Here is an 18,765-nt window from a genome sequence, read left to right on the forward strand (position 1 = left end):
GGCGCAGGCCCCGAATGACGTGGGCTTGCCGCACTTTTTTCGACTGGCACGGCGCTTGCGCTGGGACAGCCAAGGAGGTGCCCCCATGTCTGACTATCTGCTACTGCTGCTCTCGACCGCCCTGGTCAACAACGTGATCCTGGTGAAGTTTCTCGGCCTCTGCCCGTTCATGGGGGTGTCGAGCAAGATCGACAGCGCCCTCGGCATGGGTATGGCGACCACCTTCGTGCTCACCCTCGCCGCCGCCTGCTGCTGGCTGGTCGAGAACCTCATGCTGGCGCCGCTGGGGCTGCAGTTCCTGCGCATTCTCGCGTTCATCCTGATCATCGCCACGCTCGTGCAGTTCACCGAGATGCTGGTGCGCAAGGTCAGCCCCGGCCTGTACCAGGTGCTCGGCATCTACCTGCCGCTGATCACAACCAACTGCGCGGTGCTCGGTATTCCGCTGGTCAGCGCATCGAGCAAGGCCGGCTTCGCCGTCTCACTGCTCGACGGCTTCGGCTCCTCGCTCGGCTTCACCCTGGTAATGGTGCTGTTCGCCGGCCTGCGCGAGCGTCTGGCGCTGGCCGACACCCCCGCGCTGTTCCGCGGCTCGCCGATCGCCTTCGTCTGCGCCGGCCTGCTGGCCGTGGCGTTCATGGGCTTCGCCGGCCTCGGCGGACTTTAAGGAGCACCTCCATGCTGATGACCGTAATGCCGCTGACCGCCCTCGGCCTGGCCCTGGGCTTCCTGCTCGGCGGTGCCGACCGCCTGCTGCGCGTGCCGCGCGATGAACTCGAGGAAGAGCTGCTGAAGATGCTTCCCGGCAGCCAGTGCGGCCAGTGCGGCTACATCGGCTGTGCCGGCGCCGCACAGGCGTTGGCCAAGGGCGAGGCTCCGCTGACCCTGTGCCCGCCCGGTGGTCGCGCGGTGGCCCAGGCGCTGGCCGAGCGCCTCGGCGTGGAGATGAACCTCGCCGACATGCCCGATGACGTGCCGCGCGTGGCGCAGGTGCTCGAGCACCTGTGCATCGGCTGCACCCGCTGCTTCAAGGTCTGCCCGACCGATGCGGTGATGGGCGCCGCCAAGCAACTGCACCAGGTGTTCGGCGACGCTTGCACCGCCTGCGGCAAATGCCAGGCGATCTGCCCCACCGAGGCGATACAGCTGACCCCGGTGGCCCCGAGCCTGCTGACCTGGGGCTGGGAACGGCCCCTGGCGACCCGAGAGGTATGAGGATGAAATGGAATCGTTGGCGCGGCGGGGTCCATCCGGCCGGTCGCAAGGAAGAGTCCAGCGCGCAGCCGATCCGTCGACTTCCGCTGCCCGAACTGTTGTTCATCCCGCTGCAGCAGCACGTCGGCGAGATGGCCATGCCGGTGGTTGGCGTCGGCCAGCGCGTGCTCAAGGGTCAACTGCTGGCCGCCGGCCAGGGCAACATCTCCGCGCCGCTGCATGCGCCGACGTCCGGGCTGGTGCGCGCGCTCGGCGAATACCCGGCGCCGCACCCGTCCGGGTTGCCGCTGCCGACGCTGGTGCTGGAAGTCGACGGCGACGACCGCTGGGTCGACCTGGAGGTCGCCGCCGATCCCTTCGCCCTGGCGCCGGAAGACGTCTGCCGGCGGGTGGGCGAGGCCGGTATCGTCGGCCTCGGCGGAGCGACCTTTCCTTCCGCGGTGAAGCTGGAGCTGAGCCTGCGCCGCGGCATCGATACGCTGGTGATCAACGGCGGCGAGTGCGAGCCCTACCTGACCAGCGACGACCTGCTGATGCGCGAGCGCGCCGCCGAGGTGATCACCGGCGCGCGGCTGATCCGTCATGCCGTGCAGGCGCGCCAGGTGCTGCTGGGTGTTGAGGACAACAAGCCCGAAGCCCTCGCCGCGCTGCGCCTGGCCGCGCTCGGTACTGAAGTCGAGGTGCAGTCGGTGCCCAGCCGCTACCCGATGGGTTCGGACAAGCAACTGGTGAAATGGCTGACCGGCCGCGAAATCCCCGCTGGCGGCCGCGCCGCCGACGCCGGCGTGCTGGTGCACAACGTCGCCACCGCCTACAGCGTCGCGCGCGCCCTGGTCCACGGGCAACCGCTGGTGTCGCGCATCGTCACCCTGGCCGGCGGCGCGATGGCCCACCCGGGCAACTGGGAAGTGCCCTTCGGCACCCTCATCAGCCGCCTGATCGAAGGCGCCGGTGGCTATCTGCAAACCCCGGCACGCCTGGTCATGGGCGGGCCGATGATGGGCATGCAACTGCCGCGTGCCGACGTGCCGGTGGTCAAGGGCTGCAGCGGCGTGCTGGCACTTTCCGCGGCGGAAGTCGCCGAGCGGGCGCCGGAGCCCTGCGTGCGCTGCGCTAACTGCGTACGCGGCTGCCCGCAGGGGCTGATGCCGCTGGAGATGGCCGCCTACATCCGCAACGGCGACCTCAAGGGCGCGCAGGCCCTGGGCCTGAAGGACTGCATCGGTTGTGGCGCCTGCTCGTACATCTGCCCGTCGAACATCCCCCTGACCCACTACTTCAACTACGCGCGCAACGAGCTGGCCACGATGGCCCGCCAGCAACGCAAGCTGGACGCCACGCGCCGGCTCGCCGAGCAGCGCGAGGCCCGCTTCGCCCGCGAACAGGCGCGGCTGGCGGCGCGTCGCGCGGCGGCCATGGCGCAGACGGAGAAAAGCCAATGAGCGAGACCAGCGTGGTCCACGGGCCACACGCCCACGCCGGGCCCAGCCTGCGGCGGATGATGCTCGAGGTGATCCTCGCGTTGCTCCCCGCGACCCTCTACGGCTTTAGCCAGTACGGCTGGCCGGCACTCTTCCTGTTCCTCACCTGCATCCTCTGCGGGCTGCTCATCGAGGCGCTCTGCCTGCGCCTGCAGAAACGCCCGCTGCGCGCCCTCGGCGACGGTTCGGCGCTGCTCAGCTGCTGGCTGCTGGCACTTTCGTTGCCGCCGTGGGCGCCCTGGTGGGTGGCGCTGGTCGGTGCGCTGCTGGCGATCGGGCTGGTCAAGCAGCTGTTCGGCGGGCTGGGGCAGAACCTGTTCAACCCGGCGATGGCGGCACGCGTGATCCTGCTGATTGCCTTCCCCGTGGAGATGACCCGCTGGGTGCAGCCGCTCGCGCTGGGCAGCCTGCCGGCGCCGGGTATCATCGAGTCTCTGCAGATCACCTTCGGTGGGGCGCAGACCGATGCCTACGCTTCGGCCACCCTGCTCGGCCACGTGAAGACCGAGCTGAGCCGCGGTAGCGCATTGAGCGCGGCGCTGGCGGACATCTACCGACCGCTGCAGGCGCTGCTCGGCGAGCGCGCCGGCAGCATGGGCGAGGGTTCCGCCCTACTGCTGGCGCTCGGCGGCTGCTTCCTGCTGGCGCGCCGGGTGATCACCTGGCAGGCGCCCGTGGGGCTGACCCTCGGCCTCGCCCTGCCGGCGCTGGCGATGTACCTGATCGATCCGCTGCGCTATGCCAGCCCGCTCTATCACCTGCTCTCCGGCGGCTTCATGCTGACCCTCTGGTTCATCGTCACAGACCCGGTGACCTGCCCGGCGTCTGCCGCCGGGCGGCTGCTCTTCGGCCTGCTGTGCGGCGTGCTGATCTACCTGATCCGCACCTACGGCAGCTATCCCGAGGCGGTGGCCTTCGCCCTGCTGCTGATGAACGCGGCGACCCCGCTGATCGACCGTTACCTGCGTCCGCGCATCTATGGCCGCACTCGCCAGGGTGCCGCCCTGCAACCATTCAACCGGAGGGCGCCATGAACTGGCAGCGTCTGCACGGCTACCTCAGCTACCAGAGCCTGATGCTCGGCGCCGTGGTCCTGGTCACCTGCGCCGCCCTCGGCTGGGCGGCGCAGCGCACGCACGACCCGATCCTCGCCGCCGAGGCCCAGGACCTGCGCAACAACCTGTCCCGCGTGCTGCCGCACGGCAGCTACGACAACGACCTGCTGCAGACCCGCGCGCAGGTCGACGGCCCGGAAGGGCCGCTCGACGTCTACCGCGCCACGCTGCAGGGCAAGCCGGTGGCGGCGATCTTCGCCGTGCACGGGCGTGGCTATGCCGGTGACATCGAGGTGCTGCTGGCCATTTCGCCGGAAGGCGCGCTGCTCGGCGCACGGGTGCTCAAGCATAAGGAAACCCCGGGGCTGGGCGACAAGATCGACGTCGAGAAGAACCCCTGGATCACCCGCTTCCAGGGTCTCTCGCTGGGCAATCCGCCCGTGGAGCGCTGGGCGGTGAAGAAGGACGGCGGCGACTTCGACCAGTTCGCCGGCGCCACCATCACCCCGCGCGCGGTGGTCAAGGAAATCCGTGAGGGCCTGGAGTTCTTCGCCAGCCATCGCCAGCAACTGTTAGGCGAAACCCTCGCCGCCGGAGAATCGCAATGAGCAACTACCTGCGCATCGCCCAGGACGGACTGTGGAGCAACAACATCGTGTTCGCCCAGGTGCTCGGCATGTGTCCGACCATGGCGGTCACCGGCTCGGCGACCAACGGCCTGGGCATGGGCCTGTGCACGACGCTCGTGCTGGTCTGCGCCAACCTGCTGGTTTCGATGATTCGCCAGGCGGTGACCGAGGCCATCCGCATCCCGGTGTTCATCGTCATCATCGCCACCCTGGTGACGCTGCTGGACATGATGATGAACGCCTGGGCCCACGCGCTGTACCAGGTGCTTGGTCTGTACATCGCGCTGATCGTCGCCAACTGCGCGGTGCTTGGACGCTCGGAGGCCTTCGCCTCGAAGAACGGCGTGGTCGTCTCGACCCTCGACGGCCTGTTCATGGGGCTGGGCTTCACTTTCGCGCTGACCCTGATCGGCGCGATCCGCGAGCTGATCGGCAACGGCACGCTGTTCGCCGACGCGCACCTGCTGCTCGGCTCGTCGTTCGCCTTCCTCGAGACCCAGGTGATCCCCGACTACAAGGGCTTCCTGCTGATGATCCTGCCGCCGGGCGCGTTCTTCGCGCTGGGCTTCCTGCTCGCGCTCAAACGCTGGATCGACCAGCGCCAGCAGGCACGCCAGGGCATCCAGGCCGTACCCGCCGCCGCGCTCGGCGGCGGTGGCTGCCACTGACTTTCAGGGAGCAATAACATGCAGATCGTCGTTGCTTATGCCGAGGCCAACAACCAGGCCTGGCTGGAACTGGACGTGCCGGAGGACTGCTGCGTGCGCGACGCCATCGAGCGTTCGGGGGTGCTCAAGCGCTTCCCGGCGCTGGACCTGGCGAAGAGCAAGGTCGGCATCTACGGCAAGCTGGTGAAGCTGGAGGCCCCGCTGCAGCCGGGCGACCGCGTGGAGATCTACCGCGCCATCCTGGTCGATCCCAAGCTGGTGCCGCGGCGCAAGATGGATGATGACGACGACGATGACGATTGAGGCCGGCGGGACGGGTGTAGCCCTCCCCTGAACCGCGTTCGGCACCGCGTGCCGTAGCAGCCGGCGTTTCCGCCGGCTTCGGCGCGCAGCAGGGGTCAGCCGCGTGGCGGCATCCCCCATTCCTCACCCCAGCAGCGAAATGTCCGCCACGCCGAGGAACAGCCCGCGCAACTGCGCCAGCAGCGCGTAGCGGTTGGCGCGTACCGAGGCGTCTTCGGCGTTCACCAGCACCGCTTCGAAGAACGCATCCACCGGCTGGCGCAGCGCGGCCAGGCGCGCCAGCGCCTCGCTGTACTGCCGCGCCGCCGCCATCGGCCGGACCGCCTGGTCGGCCTGCTGCATCGCGGCATACAGGGAGAACTCGGCGGGGTTGTCGAAGTAGTGCGCCTGGACGCCGGCCGGCAGCGTGCCGTCGAACTTGCCCAGCAGGTTCGACACGCGCTTGTTGGCGGCGGCCAGGGCAGCGGCTTCCGGCAGGCGGCGGAACAGCTGCACCGCTTGCACGCGCTGGTCGAAGTCCAGCGGCGAGCCCGGCTGCAGCGCGCGTACCGCCTGGTAGGCGGCGACGTCCACGCCTTCGTCTTCGTAGCGCGCACGCAGGCGGTCGAAGACGAAATCCAGCACTTGGGTGGCCAGGCCGTTGGCTTTCACCTGGCCGCCGAACTGGCGGATGGCGAAGGCCACGGTCTCGTTCAGGTCCAGGTCCAGGCCCTTCTCGATGAGAATGCGCAACACGCCGAGGGCGGCGCGACGCAGGGCGTAGGGGTCCTTGCTGCCGGTGGGCAGCATGCCGATGCCGAAGATGCCGACCAGGGTGTCGAGCTTGTCGGCCACCGCTACGGCGGCGCCGGTCAGGGTGGTCGGCAGCTCGGCGCCGGCGCCGCGCGGCATGTACTGCTCGTTCAGCGCGAGCGCCACGTCTTCCGGCTCGCCGCCGTTGAGCGCGTAGTAGTAGCCGGCGATGCCCTGCATCTCGGGGAACTCGCCGACCATCTCGGTGGCCAGGTCGCACTTGCTCAGCAGGCCGGCACGCGCGGCGTTGCGCGCATCGCCGCCGACCCGTTCGGCGATGAACGCCGCCAGTTTCGAGACGCGAACGGCCTTGTCGTAGACGGTGCCGAGCTGGGCCTGGAAGACCACCTTCTTCAGCCGCTCGTTGAAGCTTTCCAGCGGCTGCTTCTTGTCCTGCTTGAAGAAGAACTCGGCATCGGTGAGGCGCGGACGCACCACCTTCTCGTTGCCGGAGACGATCTGCGCCGCGTCCAGGCTGTCGATGTTGGCCACCGTGATGAAGCGCGGCAGCAGCTTGCCGTGGGCGTCCAGCAGGCAGAAGTACTTCTGGTTGTCCTGCATGGTGGAGATCAGCGCTTCCTGGGGCACGGCGAGGAAGCGTTCCTCGAACGAGCAGACCAGCGGCACCGGCCATTCGACCAGCGAGGCGACCTCGTCGAGCAGCGCCGGCGGAACGATCGCGCTGCCCTGCTCGGCCGCGGCCAGTTCGCTGACGCGGGCGGCGATCAGCGCGCGGCGCTCGGCGAAGTCGGCGATCACGTGGGCGCCGCGCAGGGTTTCGGCGTAGGCGGCCGGGCTGGCAATGCTCACCGCGTCGGGGTGGTGGAAGCGGTGCCCGCGGCTCTCGCGGCCGGCGGTCTGGGCGAGGATCTCGCAGTCGATCACGTCATCGCCGAAGAGCATCACCAGCCATTGCGTCGGGCGTACGAACTCTTCCTTGCGCGCCGCCCAGCGCATGCGCTTGGGAATCGGCAGGTCGTTCAGCGAGGTCTCGACGATGCCCGGCAGCAGGCCGATGGCGGGCTGGCCGGGGATGCTGCGGCTGAACTTCAGCTTGGCGCCGCTGCGGTCGACCTCGGCGAGGTCGACGCCGCATTTCTTGGCGAAGCCCAGCGCCGCGGCGGTGGGGTTGCCTTCGGCGTCGAAGGCAGCCTGGATCGGCGGGCCGTCGAGGTTGACGCTGCGGTCCGGCTGCTGGCTGTCCAACTGCTCGACCAGCACCGCGAGACGCCGTGGCGCGGCGTAGACGCGCGCGGAAGCGTAGCCGAGGCCGGCGGCCTTGAGGCCTTTTTCGATGCCGGCGAGAAAGGCATCGCCGAGGCTTTTCAGCGCTTTCGGCGGCAGCTCTTCGGTGCCCAGTTCAACCAGGAAATCCTTGGTGGTCATTATTCGGCCTCCTTCAGCTTGGCCAGTACTTCGTCACGCAATTCAGGAGTGGCCATCGGGAAGCCGAGGCGCGCGCGGGCCTGCAGGTAGCTCTGCGCCACGGCGCGGGCGAGTGCGCGAACACGCAGGATGTACTGCTGGCGCGCGGTCACCGAGATGGCGCGGCGGGCGTCGAGCAGGTTGAAGGTGTGCGAGGCCTTGAGGACCATCTCGTAGGTCGGCAGCGGCAGCTCCAGCTCGATCAGGCGGTTGGCCTCGGACTCGTAGAAATCGAACAGCTCGAACAGCTTGTCGACGTTGGCGTGCTCGAAGTTGTAGGTGGACTGCTCCACCTCGTTCTGGTGGAACACGTCGCCGTAGGTCACGGTGCCGAACGGGCCGTCGGTCCAGATCAGGTCGTAGACCGAGTCGACGCCCTGCAGGTACATGGCCAGGCGCTCCAGGCCGTAGGTGATCTCGCCGGTCACCGGGTAGCACTCGATGCCGCCGACCTGTTGGAAGTAGGTGAACTGGGTGACTTCCATGCCGTTCAGCCAGATTTCCCAGCCGAGACCCCAGGCGCCGAGGGTCGGCGATTCCCAGTTGTCCTCGACGAAACGGATGTCGTGCACCAGCGGATCGAGGCCGATGCGCTTCAGCGAGCCGAGGTAAAGCTCCTGAAAGTTTTCCGGATTGGGTTTGAGCACCACCTGGAACTGGTAGTAGTGCTGCAAGCGGTTGGGGTTCTCGCCATAGCGGCCGTCAGCCGGACGCCGGGAGGGCTGCACGTAGGCGGCGTTCCAGGTTTCCGGGCCGATGGCGCGCAGGAACGTGGCGGTGTGGAAGGTGCCGGCGCCCACTTCCATGTCGTAGGGCTGCATCACCACGCAGCCCTGCTCGGCCCAGTACTGCTGGAGGACGAGAATCAGATCCTGGAAGGTGCGCACGGAGGGCTTGGTCTGGCTCAAGAAAGATCACCCGTTGAGGCTGCGACGAAAAACCGGGGAGTATACCGAAGCCGCGGCCATCCCGCAGGGCGCGCAGCCCGACGTCGGTCCTCGAAGCGCGAATCGCTGCTCGATACCTGTTTTTTTAACCAGTGTCTTGGCTATAGTGTCCAGCCCTTCCCCCTGAGGTCCACGCCCATGCCGCGCTGCTTCTGGTGCACCGACGATCCCCTCTACATCGCCTACCACGACGAGGAATGGGGTGTGCCGCAGCGCGATCCGCAGCGGCTGTTCGAGATGCTGCTGCTCGAAGGTTTCCAGGCGGGACTGTCGTGGATAACCGTGCTGAAGAAGCGCGAGCGCTACCGTGAGGTGCTGTTCGGTTTCGATGCCGAGCGCCTGGCGCGGATGACCGACGAGGAGATCGAGGAGCGCATGCAGGACCCCGGCATCATCCGCAACCGGCTCAAACTGCAGGCCGCGCGCCGGAATGCGCAGGCCTGGCTGAAGCTTGAGGACCCGGTGACGCTGCTCTGGTCGTTCGTTGGCGGCCAACCGAGGATCAACCGCTTCGACGGGCGCGGCGACGTGCCGGCGGTGACCGCGCAAGCCGAAGCGATGAGCAAGGCGCTCAGGAAACTCGGCTTCACCTTCGTCGGTCCGACCATCTGCTATGCGTACATGCAGGCCACCGGAATGGTGATGGACCACACCCTCGAATGCGATCGTCATAGCGCTCTGTCAATGAACTGATACCTCCGTAGCGCTGAAAGGCGTGGGCGAGACGGGTACAATGCGGGCCTTTTGAACATCGGAGTCCCCCGTGGAGAAGCTCAAAGGCGCCCTGGTCGTCGGCTTCCTGCGCCTGTTCGCGCTGCTGCCCTGGCGCGTGGTGCAGGGGCTCGGTGCGTTCATCGGCTGGCTGATGTGGCGGCTGCCCACCGATACGCGCGAAGTGGCGCGGATCAACCTGAGCAAGTGCTTCCCGGAACTGGATGCCGATGCGCTGGAAAAACTCCTGCGCCGAAGCCTGATCGACATCGGCAAGACCCTCACCGAAAGCGCCTGCGCGTGGATCTGGCCGGCGGGCAAGTCGCTGGCGCTGGTGCGTGAAGTCCAGGGGCTCGAGGTGTTGCAGCAGGCACTCGCCTCGGGCAAGGGCGTGGTCGGCATCACCAGCCACCTGGGCAACTGGGAAGTGCTCAACCATTTCTACTGCGCACAGTGCAAACCGATCATCTTCTACCGCCCGCCGAAGCTCAAGGCGGTCGACGATCTGCTGCAACGCCAGCGCGTGCAGATGGGCAACCGCGTTGCGCCATCGACCCGCGAAGGCATCCTCAGCGTGATCAAGGAAGTCCGCCGCGGCGGCGCCGTAGGGATTCCCGCCGACCCCGAGCCGTCGCTTTCCGCCGGCTTCTTCGTGCCCTTCCTCGGCACGCGGGCGCTGACCAGCAAGTTCGTCCCCGGCATGCTCGACCACAAGAAATCCCTGGGCGTGTTCCTCCACGCGCTGCGCCTGGAAGACGGCTCCGGTTATCGGGTAATCATCGAAGCGGCGCCGGAGGCCATGTACGGCGAGGACGTCGAGGCGGCAGTGGCGTCAATGAGCGAGACCATCGGCAACTATGTGCGCACCTACCCCAGCCAGTACATGTGGACGATGAAGCGTTTCAAGAAGCGCCCCGAAGGGGAGGCCCGCTGGTACTGAAGTGCCCTGCGGGCTGGGCGTGAGGGGCGAACTACGGTATTAAGTGGCCACCATGCCGAGGAAGCTGCTCATGTCTAATCAGCGTCGCCATCCGCGCATCCCGATGAAGTGCAGAATCAAGGTCAGCCATGAAAGCTTCGGTGAACTCATCGCGCAGACCCGCGACCTCTCCGATGGCGGCGTCTTCATCCTTCACCCGCAACTGGTTGGTCTCGCCACCGGCACGCTGATCAGCGGCCAGGTGCAGGACCTGCCGATCGAGGCGCCGGTGCTGAGGATGCAGGTGATGCGCGCGGACGGCGAAGGCGTCGGGGTGCGCTTCATCGTCGACGAAGAGGCCGGCTAGGCCACCGCTCGCCGGCCTGCCGACGAAAACGCTTACCAGCACGCGACACTGCGGCTAGAATGCCGGCCGCTGAAATGGGTTCCCTCACCCCATCACTCCAAAAAGGACGCAAGATGCCGACGTTTTCCTCATCGGCCCGCCGCGCGACGCTGGCCGGTCTGATCGCTTTCCACATCCTCATCATCATCGCCAGCAACTACCTGGTGCAGCTGCCGATCTCGCTGTTCGGCTGGCATACCACCTGGGGCGCGTTCAGCTTCCCGTTCATCTTCCTGGCCACCGACCTCACCGTGCGTCTGCTCGGCAAGGAACCGGCGCGGCGGGTGATCGCCAAGGTGATGCTGCCGGCGCTGATCGCCTCCTACATCGTCTCGGTGCTGTTCCACGATGGCGCCTTCGGCGGCTTCGCCGCGCTGGGCGAGTTCAACCTGTTCGTCTTCCGCATCGCCCTGGCCAGCTTCCTCGCCTACGCCTTCGGCCAGTTGCTCGACATCCAGGTGTTCGACCGCCTGCGGCGCATGCGCCAGTGGTGGATCGCGCCGACCGCCTCGACCATCCTCGGCAACCTGCTGGACACCTTCGTGTTCTTCTCCATCGCCTTCTGGCACAGCAGCGACCCGTTCATGGCGGCGAACTGGGTGGAGATCGCCAGCGTCGACTACGCGATCAAGCTGACGGTCAGCCTGATCCTCTTCGTGCCGCTCTACGGGATTCTGCTGAACTGGATCGTGCGCCAGCTGCCGCGCAGCCCGGCGCTGTCGTCCTGATCCACTAGCGCCTCAGCGCTGCTTGTCCAGCTTGCGCAGGAACACCGTCATCTCCTTCTCCGCCTGCTTGTCGCCGCGCGCCTGCGCGGCTTGCAGGCCCTGGCCCCAGGCCTCGCGTGCGGCCGCCGGATTGCCGGCCTGCAACAGCGCCTTGCCGAGCAGCTTCCAGGCCGCGGAATAGGTGGCATCAAGCTCGACACAGCGGCGCAGGTGCCCGGCGGCGCGCGGGAAGTCGCCGGCGTCCAGGTAGCCCTTGCCGAGGCCGAAGCGCAGCAGCGAATTGTCGACGCCCCTGGCAAGCATCCTTTCCAGCGACTCGAGCATGCGCGCCTCCGCGGATCAGAAGAACGTCAGGCCGGCCTGGAACAGGCGCTCGACGTCACGGATGTGCTTCTTGTCGACGAGGAACAGGATCACGTGGTCGCCGGACTCGATCAGCGTGTCGTCGTGGGCGATCAGTACCTGTTCGTCACGCACCACGGCGCCGATGGTGGTCCCCGACGGCAGGGCGATTTCCTCGACCATCCGCCCGACCACCTTGCTCGACCGCGAGTCGCCGTGGGCGACGATCTCGATCGCTTCGGCGGCGCCGCGCCGCAGCGAGTGGGCACTGACGATGTCGCCGCGCCGCACGTGGGACAGCAGCGAACCGATGGTCGCCAGCTGCGGGCTGATCGCCACGTCGATTTCGCCCCCTTGGATCAGGTCGACGTAGGCCGGGTTGTTGATGATGCTCATCACCTTGCGCGCACCCAGGCGCTTGGCCAGCAGCGAGGACATGATGTTGGCTTCGTCATCGTTGGTCAGGGCGAGGAAGATGTCGGCGTCGGCGATGTTCTCCTCCAGCAGCAGGTCGCGGTCCGAGGCGCTGCCCTGCAGCACGATGGTGCTGTCCAGGGAGTCCGACAGGTGCCGGCAGCGCGCCGGGTTCATCTCGATCACCTTCACCTGGTAGCGGCTCTCGATGGCTTCGGCCAGGCGTTCGCCGATCTGCCCGCCACCGGCGATCACCACGCGCTTGTAGTCACTTTCCAGCCGGCGCATCTCGCTCATCACCGCGCGGATGTGCCCGGTCGCGGCGATGAAGAACACCTCGTCGTCCGCCTCGATCACCGTGTCGCCCTGTGGCGTGATCGGCCGGTTGCGGCGGAAGATCGCCGCCACGCGGGTGTCGACGTTGGGCATGTGCTCGCGCAGCTGGCGCAGCTGCTGGCCGACCAGCGGCCCGCCGTAGTAGGCGCGCACCGCCACCAGCTGCGCCTTGCCGTCGGCGAAGTCGATCACCTGCAGCGCGCCGGGGTACTCGATAAGGCGCTTGATGTAGTTGGTCACCACCTGCTCGGGGCTGATCAGCACATCCACCGGGATGGCGTCGTTGTCGAACAGTCCGGAGCGTGTCAGGTAGGCCGATTCGCGCACCCGGGCGATCTTGGTCGGGGTGTGGAACAGGGTGAAGGCGACCTGGCAGGCGACCATGTTGGTCTCGTCGCTGTTGGTTACCGCCACCAGCATGTCGGCGTCGTCGGCGCCGGCCTGGCGCAACACGGTGGGGAACGAGCCGCGGCCCTGGACGGTGCGGATGTCGAGGCGGTCGCCGAGGGCGCGCAGGCGCTCGCCGTCGGTGTCGACCACGGTGATGTCGTTGGCTTCGCTGGCGAGGTGCTCGGCAAGGGTGCCGCCGACCTGGCCAGCGCCGAGGATGATGATTTTCAACCGTTCTCCTTGCTCGCCGGCGTCGCGGCGATCTTCACCAGCTTGGCATAGTAGAAACCGTCATGGCCGTCTTCCTGCGGCAGCAACTGGCGGCCGTGCGGCTGTTCGATGCCGAAGCTCCCGGCGATTGCCAGTTCGCGCGCGCCGGGCTGGCGGGCGAGGAAGGCGCCGATCACCTCGCTGTTCTCCGTCGGCAGCACCGAGCAGGTGGCGTAGAGCAGCACGCCGCCGACGTCGAGGGTCGGCCACAGCGCGTCCAGCAGCTCGCCCTGCAGCGCGGCCAGCGCCGGGATGTCCGCCGGCTGGCGGGTCAGCTTGATGTCCGGGTGGCGGCGGATGACGCCGGTGGCCGAGCACGGCGCGTCGAGCAGGATGCGCTGGAACGGCCGGCCGTCCCACCAGTCGCCGGTGGCGCGGCCGTCGGCGGCGATCAGGCGTGCATTCAGGCCCAGGCGGGCGAGGTTTTCGCGCACCCGCACCAGGCGTTTTTCTTCCAGGTCGACGCCGAGCACGTCGAGCGTCGGCTCGGCTTCCAGCAGGTGGCAGGTCTTGCCGCCCGGCGCGCAGCAGGCGTCGAACACGTGCTGGCCGGGCGCCAGGTCGAGCAGGCCGGCGGCCAGCTGCGCGGCTTCGTCCTGCACGCTGACGCGGCCCTCGGCGAAGCCTGGCAGGGTCTTCACGTCGCGCGCTTCGAGCAGGCGCACGCCGTCGCGGCTGAACTCACAGGGCGCGGCGGCGATGCCGGCGGCCTGCAGTTCGGCGAAGTAGGCATCGCGCGCGCCGTGCTGGCGGTTGACCCGCAGGATCAACGGCGGATGGGCGTTGTTCGCCGCGCAGATGGCCTGCCAGTGCTCGGGCCAGAACCCCTTCAGGGCCTTCTGCAACCAGCGTGGATGTGCGCTGTGCAGCACCGGATCGCGCTCCAGGCTGGCGATCAGCGCATCGCCGTCGCGCTGGGCGTTGCGCAGCACGGCGTTGAGCAGGCCCTTGAGCGACGACTTCTTCAGGCCGTCGGCGCAGGCGACGGTCTCGCCGATCGCGGCGTGCGGCGGGATGCGCGTATGGAACAGCTGGTAGAGGCCGATCAGCAGCAGCGCCTCGACATCGCGGTCGGCGGCCTTGAACGGTTTCTGCAGCAGCTTCTCGGCGAGCAGCGCCAGTCGCGGTTGCCAGCGCGCGGTGCCGAAGGCAAGGTCCTGGGCCAGGCCGCGGTCGCGGGCGTCCACCCGCTCCAGCAGCGGTGGCAGGCTGCTGCCCAGCGAGGCCTTGCCGGAAAGCACCGCCGCCAGGGCCCGCGCGGCGGCCAGGCGCGGGTTCATTGGCCGAGCACCGTGCCGGGCAGGAAGCGTTCGCGGCGGCTGTTGTAATGGTCGGCGAAGTCCAGCGGTTTTCCGCCAGGCAGTTGCAGGCGGGTGAGCAGCAGCGCGCCCTCCCCGCAGGCGACGCTCAGGCCGTCACGGCTGGCCGTGAGAATCTCGCCGGGCCGACCCTGGCCTTCCCCAAGCCGCGCCGCGAGCACCTTCAAGGGTTCGCCGGCGAGGGTCGAATGGCACACCGGCCAGGGATTGAAGGCGCGCACCTGGCGCTCCAGCTCGACGGCCGGACGCGTCCAGTCGAGGCGCGCCTCGTCCTTGTCCAGCTTGCGCGCGTAGGTGGCCAGCGCGTCGTCCTGGATCTCGTCGACCAGGCTTCCCGCGGCGAGCCCGTCGACCGCCTGCAGCAGCGCCTGTGCGCCCAGCTCCGCGAGGCGGTCGTGCAGGCTGCCACCGGTGTCTTCGGCGGCGATCGGCGTGCGCACCTTGAGCAACATCGGCCCGGTATCCAGGCCGGCCTCCATGCGCATCACGGTCACGCCGCTTTCACTGTCGCCGGCTTCCACCGCGCGCTGGATCGGTGCCGCGCCGCGCCAGCGCGGCAGCAGCGAGGCGTGGCTGTTGACGCAGCCCAGGCGCGGGATGTCGAGCACGACCTGCGGCAGGATCAGCCCGTAGGCGACCACCAGCAGCAGGTCCGGCTGCAGCGCCGCCAGTTCGGCCTGGGCAGCGGGGTCGCGCAAGGTCGCCGGTTGCAGCACCGGGATCCCGTGCTGCGTGGCGAGCTGCTTCACCGGGCTGGGCATCAGCTTCTGCCCGCGTCCGGCCGGGCGGTCCGGCTGGGTGTAGACGGCGACGATCGGCTGCCCGGCGTCGAGCAGAACCTGCAGGTGGCGGGCGGCGAATTCCGGCGTACCGGCGAAAACGATGCGCAAAAGAGGAGCTCCAGAATGCAAAAAGGCTTGCCGGAGCAAGCCTTGGAAACCTGATCAAGCCTGCTGGCGGTGCTGTTTTTCCAGCTTCTTCTTGATCCGGTCGCGCTTGAGGTTGGACAGGTAGTCGACGAACAGCTTGCCGTTGAGGTGATCGCATTCGTGCTGGATGCAGATCGCCAGCAGGCCTTCGGCGAGCAGTTCGAAGGGCTGGCCGTCGCGGTCCAGCGCCTTGATCCGGACCTGCTGCGGGCGGTCGACGTTCTCGTAGAAACCGGGCACCGACAGGCAACCCTCCTGGTACTGACCCATTTCGTCGGTCAGCACTTCGAACTCCGGGTTGATGAATACCCGTGGCTCGGTTTTGTCTTCGGACAGGTCCATCACCACGATGCGCTGGTGCACGTTGACCTGGGTGGCGGCCAGTCCTATCCCGGGTGCGTCGTACATGGTCTCGAACATGTCGTCGATCAGCTGGCGCGTGGAATCGTCGACGCTGACCACCGGTTTGGCGATGGTGCGCAGGCGCGGATCGGGAAATTCGAGGATATTCAGTATCGCCATATGCGTTTGTGATGCACTTGTGGAATAAATTCAAATAGCGCTGCTAAGATGATGAGCAGCTTTGAAAAACGCCTGAAAAGCCCGCACGGGGCGGCTTCCAAGCGTTTCACGTGAATGGACATGATAAAGGGATTCACCGCATGAGGAAATCACTGTTCGCCCTGGTGCTACTCGCCTTCGGCGGTCTGGCTCAGGCAGCCGTGCAGCTCAAGGAAGGTCATCCGGATCGCTATACGGTGGTCAGCGGCGACACCCTCTGGGATATTTCCGGCAAGTTTCTACGTGAACCCTGGAAGTGGCCGGAAATCTGGCACGCCAACCCGCAAATCGAAAACCCCCACCTGATCTACCCCGGCGATGTCCTCACCCTCTTCTATGTCGACGGCCAGCCGCGCCTGCAACTTGAGCGCGGCGCCTCGCGCGGAACCATCAAGCTGTCGCCGCAGGTACGCAGCACGCCGATGGCCGAAGCCATCCCGACCATCCCGCTGAACGCCATCAACAGCTTCCTCCTGAGCAACCGCATCGTCGATACGCCCGAGGAGTTCCTCCGCGCGCCCTACATCGTCGCCGGCAATGCCGAACGCGTCGTCAGTGGCAGCGGTGACCGCGTCTATGCCCGCGGCACCTTCGAGGACGACCAGCCGGCCTACGGCATCTTCCGCCAGGGCCGCACCTACAAGGATCCGAAAACCGGGGAGTTCCTCGGCATCAACGCCGACGACATCGGCACCGCCGAAATGGTCGCCCAGGAAGGCGACGTTGCGACCGTGATGCTGACCCGCTCGACACAGGAAGTGCGCCTCGGTGATCGCCTGTTCCCCACCGAGGAACGCGCGATCAACTCCTCCTTCATGCCCGGTGAGCCGGCCCGGACGATCGAGGATGGCGTGATTCTCGACGTGCCGCGCGGCGTCAACCAGATCGGTCAGTTCGACGTGGTGACCATCAACAAGGGCCGCCGCGATGGCCTGGCCGAAGGCAACGTGCTCGCGGTGTACAAGACCGGCGAAACCGTGCGCGACCGCGTCACCGGCGAATCGGTGAAGATTCCCGACGAGCGCGCCGGCCTGATGATGGTCTTTCGCACCTACGAGAAGCTCAGTTACGGGCTGGTGCTGGCCGCCAGCCGGCAGTTGTCGGTGCTGGACAAGGTCAAGAACCCCTGACCACCCCGAAGCCCCGCACTGCGGGGCTTCTGCTATCTGGCGCCGGCCGCTGGCCGGCGCGTCGATCAAGGATGATCGCCGATGAGCCTTTCCCCCGCGGAACTCGAAGCCCGTCTTCGCCTGCACTGCCTGCCCGAACTGGGGCCACGGCGCTTCGCCCGACTGATGCAGGCCTTCGCTGGCGCTTCCGCTGCCCTCAGCGCGCCAGCCGCCGCCTGGCGCGCGCTCGGGCTGCCGGCCGGTTGTGCGGAGCCGCGACGCAGCCAGGACATTCGTGAACGCGCCGCGGCGGCGCTGGCCTGGCTGGAACAGCCGAACCACCATCTGCTGATGTGGGATGACCCGCGCTATCCGGCGTTGCTCGCCGAGCTGCCGGACGCCCCGCCGCTGCTGTTCGTCGCCGGCGACGTAAACCTGCTGGAGCGTCCGCAGCTGGCCATCGTCGGCAGCCGGCGCGCCTCCAGGCCCGGTCTGGATACCGCGCAAAGCTTCGCGCGCAGCCTGGCACGTGGCGGCTTCGTGATCACCAGCGGGCTGGCCCTGGGTATCGACGGCGCCGCGCACCTGGGCGCTCTGGAGGCGGGCGGCGCCACCGTGGCGGTGCTGGGCACCGGCCTGCAGTGCATCTACCCGCAGCGGCACAAGGCGCTGGCCGAACGCATCGCCCGCGAGGGCGGCGCGCTGGTGTCCGAGCTGCCGCTGGACAGCCCGCCGCAGGCGAGCAACTTTCCGCGGCGCAACCGGATCATCAGCGGACTGTCCGTCGGTGTGCTGGTGGTCGAGGCGAGCCCCTCCAGCGGTTCGCTGATCACCGCGCGGCTGGCCGCCGAGCAGGGCCGCGAGGTCTATGCGATCCCTGGCTCGATCCATCATCCCGGCGCGCGCGGTTGCCACCAGCTGATCCGCGACGGCGCGCTGCTGGTGGAGAGCGTCGAGCACATCCTCGAAGCCCTGCGCGGCTGGCAGGTCGTTTCGCCCACCGCGTCCGTCGCCGAGCCCCCAGCGCCGACGCATCCACTGCTGGAGCTCCTGTTCGCCGCGCCTTACAGCAGCGAGGCATTGGCCGAGGCCAGTGGCTGGCCGTTGCCGAAGGTGCTCGCCGCACTCACCGATCTCGAACTGGACGGCCGCGTCGCCAGCGAAGCCGGTCGCTGGCTCGGCGTGCGGCGCTAGCGCTTCCAGCGCCGCCTCGCTTGGGTACACTGCGCAGGTTTTTGCGACGGGAGACGAGCGATGGTCAGCAGCTGGAAAGTGCAACAGGCGGCACGGGTGGTCCGCAATGGCGGGGTGATCGCCTATCCGACCGAGGCGGTCTGGGGACTGGGCTGCGATCCCTGGTGCAGCGAGGCGGTGTACCGGCTGTTGGCGCTCAAGGAGCGCCCCGTGGAGAAGGGGTTGATCCTGGTCGCCGACACCATTCGCCAGTTCGACTTCCTTCTCGACGACCTGCCCGAGGCGTGGCTGGCGCGGCTGGCGAGCACCTGGCCCGGCCCGAATACCTGGCTGGTGCCGCACCAGAACCGCCTGCCGGAATGGATCACCGGCGAACACGACAGCGTTGCGCTGCGCGTCAGCGACCATTCGCTGGTCGGCGAACTCTGCGCCCTCACCGGCCCGCTGGTGTCCACGTCGGCGAACCCTTCCGGGCGTCCCGCCGCGCGCAGTCGCCTGCGTGTCGAGCAGTACTTTCCGAAGCAGCTGGACCACGTCCTCGGCGGCTATCTGGGCGGACGCAAGAACCCCAGCCTGATCCGCGACCTGCGCACCGGCAAGGTGGTGCGCGAGGCCTGACGGC

General features: G+C 67.8%; 19 protein-coding genes and 2 pseudogenes. 14 read left to right on the forward strand and 7 right to left on the reverse strand.

Translation table 11 applies throughout. From position 1 onward, the window contains the following. Window positions 1-85 precede the first annotated feature (85 nt). The 7 genes and pseudogenes from rsxA to QMX85_RS15955 all read left to right on the forward strand — a co-directional run bounded on the left by rsxA (window position 86) and on the right by QMX85_RS15955 (window position 5,351). Complete coding sequence (rsxA, locus tag QMX85_RS15925) at window positions 86-667, forward strand: electron transport complex subunit RsxA (RefSeq protein ID WP_273233644.1); 582 nt, start codon at window positions 86-88, stop codon at window positions 665-667. 11 nt (window positions 668-678) lie between these two features. Next, the gene (locus QMX85_RS15930; protein ID WP_273233645.1) at window positions 679-1,215 is read left to right on the forward strand and encodes an RnfABCDGE type electron transport complex subunit B; all 537 of its coding nucleotides are present in this window, start codon (window positions 679-681) and stop codon (window positions 1,213-1,215) included. Window positions 1,216-1,217: 2 nt separating this feature from the next. Beyond that, entirely contained in the window at window positions 1,218-2,657 is a 1,440-nt protein-coding gene (gene rsxC, locus QMX85_RS15935) for an electron transport complex subunit RsxC (protein ID WP_282342457.1), read from the forward strand. After that, window positions 2,654-3,730, forward strand: coding sequence for an RnfABCDGE type electron transport complex subunit D (locus tag QMX85_RS15940; RefSeq protein ID WP_282342459.1), 1,077 nt, complete (start codon window positions 2,654-2,656; stop codon window positions 3,728-3,730). The genes rsxC and QMX85_RS15940 overlap by 4 nt, the downstream gene beginning before the upstream one ends. Before the next feature lie 41 nt (window positions 3,731-3,771). Continuing rightward, window positions 3,772-4,293, forward strand: a pseudogene (locus tag QMX85_RS15945) (RnfABCDGE type electron transport complex subunit G); the annotation flags it as partial. A 16-nt stretch (window positions 4,294-4,309) separates the two neighbouring features. Then, window positions 4,310-5,048: pseudogene (locus tag QMX85_RS15950) on the forward strand (electron transport complex subunit E). Window positions 5,049-5,066: 18 nt separating this feature from the next. After that, a complete protein-coding gene (locus QMX85_RS15955; RefSeq protein ID WP_090231383.1) occupies window positions 5,067-5,351 on the forward strand; it encodes an RnfH family protein in 285 nt (94 codons plus the stop codon). A 123-nt stretch (window positions 5,352-5,474) separates the two neighbouring features. On the opposite strand, the gene glyS is transcribed toward QMX85_RS15955, so the two are convergent. Continuing rightward, entirely contained in the window at window positions 5,475-7,529 is a 2,055-nt protein-coding gene (gene glyS, locus QMX85_RS15960) for a glycine--tRNA ligase subunit beta (RefSeq protein WP_282342462.1), read from the reverse strand. After that, on the reverse strand, window positions 7,529-8,476 hold the full coding sequence (gene glyQ / locus QMX85_RS15965; protein ID WP_282342464.1) for a glycine--tRNA ligase subunit alpha: 948 nt from the start codon (window positions 8,474-8,476) through the stop codon (window positions 7,529-7,531). Before glyQ ends, glyS begins: the two co-directional genes overlap by 1 nt. A gap of 177 nt (window positions 8,477-8,653) precedes the next feature. Between glyQ and QMX85_RS15970 the strand changes: the two genes are divergently transcribed. From QMX85_RS15970 to QMX85_RS15985, 4 genes are all read left to right on the forward strand, one after another. Further along, entirely contained in the window at window positions 8,654-9,208 is a 555-nt protein-coding gene (locus QMX85_RS15970; protein WP_273233651.1) for a DNA-3-methyladenine glycosylase I, read from the forward strand. 70 nt (window positions 9,209-9,278) lie between these two features. Beyond that, window positions 9,279-10,166 (forward strand): lysophospholipid acyltransferase, encoded by an 888-nt coding sequence (locus QMX85_RS15975; RefSeq protein WP_282342466.1) that lies wholly within the window; start codon window positions 9,279-9,281, stop codon window positions 10,164-10,166. A 70-nt stretch (window positions 10,167-10,236) separates the two neighbouring features. After that, entirely contained in the window at window positions 10,237-10,512 is a 276-nt protein-coding gene (locus tag QMX85_RS15980; RefSeq protein WP_282342468.1) for a PilZ domain-containing protein, read from the forward strand. A gap of 113 nt (window positions 10,513-10,625) precedes the next feature. Beyond that, complete coding sequence (locus QMX85_RS15985) at window positions 10,626-11,279, forward strand: 7-cyano-7-deazaguanine/7-aminomethyl-7-deazaguanine transporter (protein ID WP_282342470.1); 654 nt, start codon at window positions 10,626-10,628, stop codon at window positions 11,277-11,279. A gap of 12 nt (window positions 11,280-11,291) precedes the next feature. On the opposite strand, the gene QMX85_RS15990 is transcribed toward QMX85_RS15985, so the two are convergent. From QMX85_RS15990 to def, 5 genes are read right to left on the reverse strand one after another with little or no spacing between them, the layout of a single operon-like run. After that, a complete protein-coding gene (locus tag QMX85_RS15990; protein WP_282342472.1) occupies window positions 11,292-11,603 on the reverse strand; it encodes a tetratricopeptide repeat protein in 312 nt (103 codons plus the stop codon). Window positions 11,604-11,618: 15 nt separating this feature from the next. Then, window positions 11,619-12,992 (reverse strand): Trk system potassium transporter TrkA, encoded by a 1,374-nt coding sequence (gene trkA / locus QMX85_RS15995; RefSeq protein ID WP_282342474.1) that lies wholly within the window; start codon window positions 12,990-12,992, stop codon window positions 11,619-11,621. Beyond that, complete coding sequence (gene rsmB, locus QMX85_RS16000; protein WP_282342476.1) at window positions 12,989-14,311, reverse strand: 16S rRNA (cytosine(967)-C(5))-methyltransferase RsmB; 1,323 nt, start codon at window positions 14,309-14,311, stop codon at window positions 12,989-12,991. The genes trkA and rsmB overlap by 4 nt, the downstream gene beginning before the upstream one ends. Beyond that, window positions 14,308-15,240 carry a methionyl-tRNA formyltransferase gene (gene fmt, locus QMX85_RS16005; protein WP_282342478.1) on the reverse strand — a complete coding sequence of 311 codons (933 nt, stop codon included), beginning with the start codon at window positions 15,238-15,240 and terminating at the stop codon, window positions 14,308-14,310. The genes rsmB and fmt overlap by 4 nt, the downstream gene beginning before the upstream one ends. 54 nt (window positions 15,241-15,294) lie before the next feature. Then, entirely contained in the window at window positions 15,295-15,801 is a 507-nt protein-coding gene (gene def, locus QMX85_RS16010; protein WP_090231372.1) for a peptide deformylase, read from the reverse strand. Between the two features lie 140 nt (window positions 15,802-15,941). Between def and QMX85_RS16015 the strand changes: the two genes are divergently transcribed. The 3 genes from QMX85_RS16015 to QMX85_RS16025 all read left to right on the forward strand — a co-directional run bounded on the left by QMX85_RS16015 (window position 15,942) and on the right by QMX85_RS16025 (window position 18,761). Next, on the forward strand, window positions 15,942-16,970 hold the full coding sequence (locus QMX85_RS16015) for a LysM peptidoglycan-binding domain-containing protein (protein WP_282342481.1): 1,029 nt from the start codon (window positions 15,942-15,944) through the stop codon (window positions 16,968-16,970). 81 nt (window positions 16,971-17,051) lie between these two features. Further along, window positions 17,052-18,143, forward strand: a complete 1,092-nt coding sequence (gene dprA / locus QMX85_RS16020; protein ID WP_282342483.1) for a DNA-processing protein DprA — start codon at window positions 17,052-17,054, stop codon at window positions 18,141-18,143. Between the two features lie 60 nt (window positions 18,144-18,203). Further along, window positions 18,204-18,761 carry a Sua5/YciO/YrdC/YwlC family protein gene (locus QMX85_RS16025; protein ID WP_282342484.1) on the forward strand — a complete coding sequence of 186 codons (558 nt, stop codon included), beginning with the start codon at window positions 18,204-18,206 and terminating at the stop codon, window positions 18,759-18,761. Window positions 18,762-18,765 lie beyond the last annotated feature (4 nt).

Origin of the sequence: Pseudomonas sp. PS02288 (genome assembly GCF_029959715.1) — a bacterium.
Lineage (GTDB): Bacteria > Pseudomonadota > Gammaproteobacteria > Pseudomonadales > Pseudomonadaceae > Pseudomonas_O > Pseudomonas_O kuykendallii.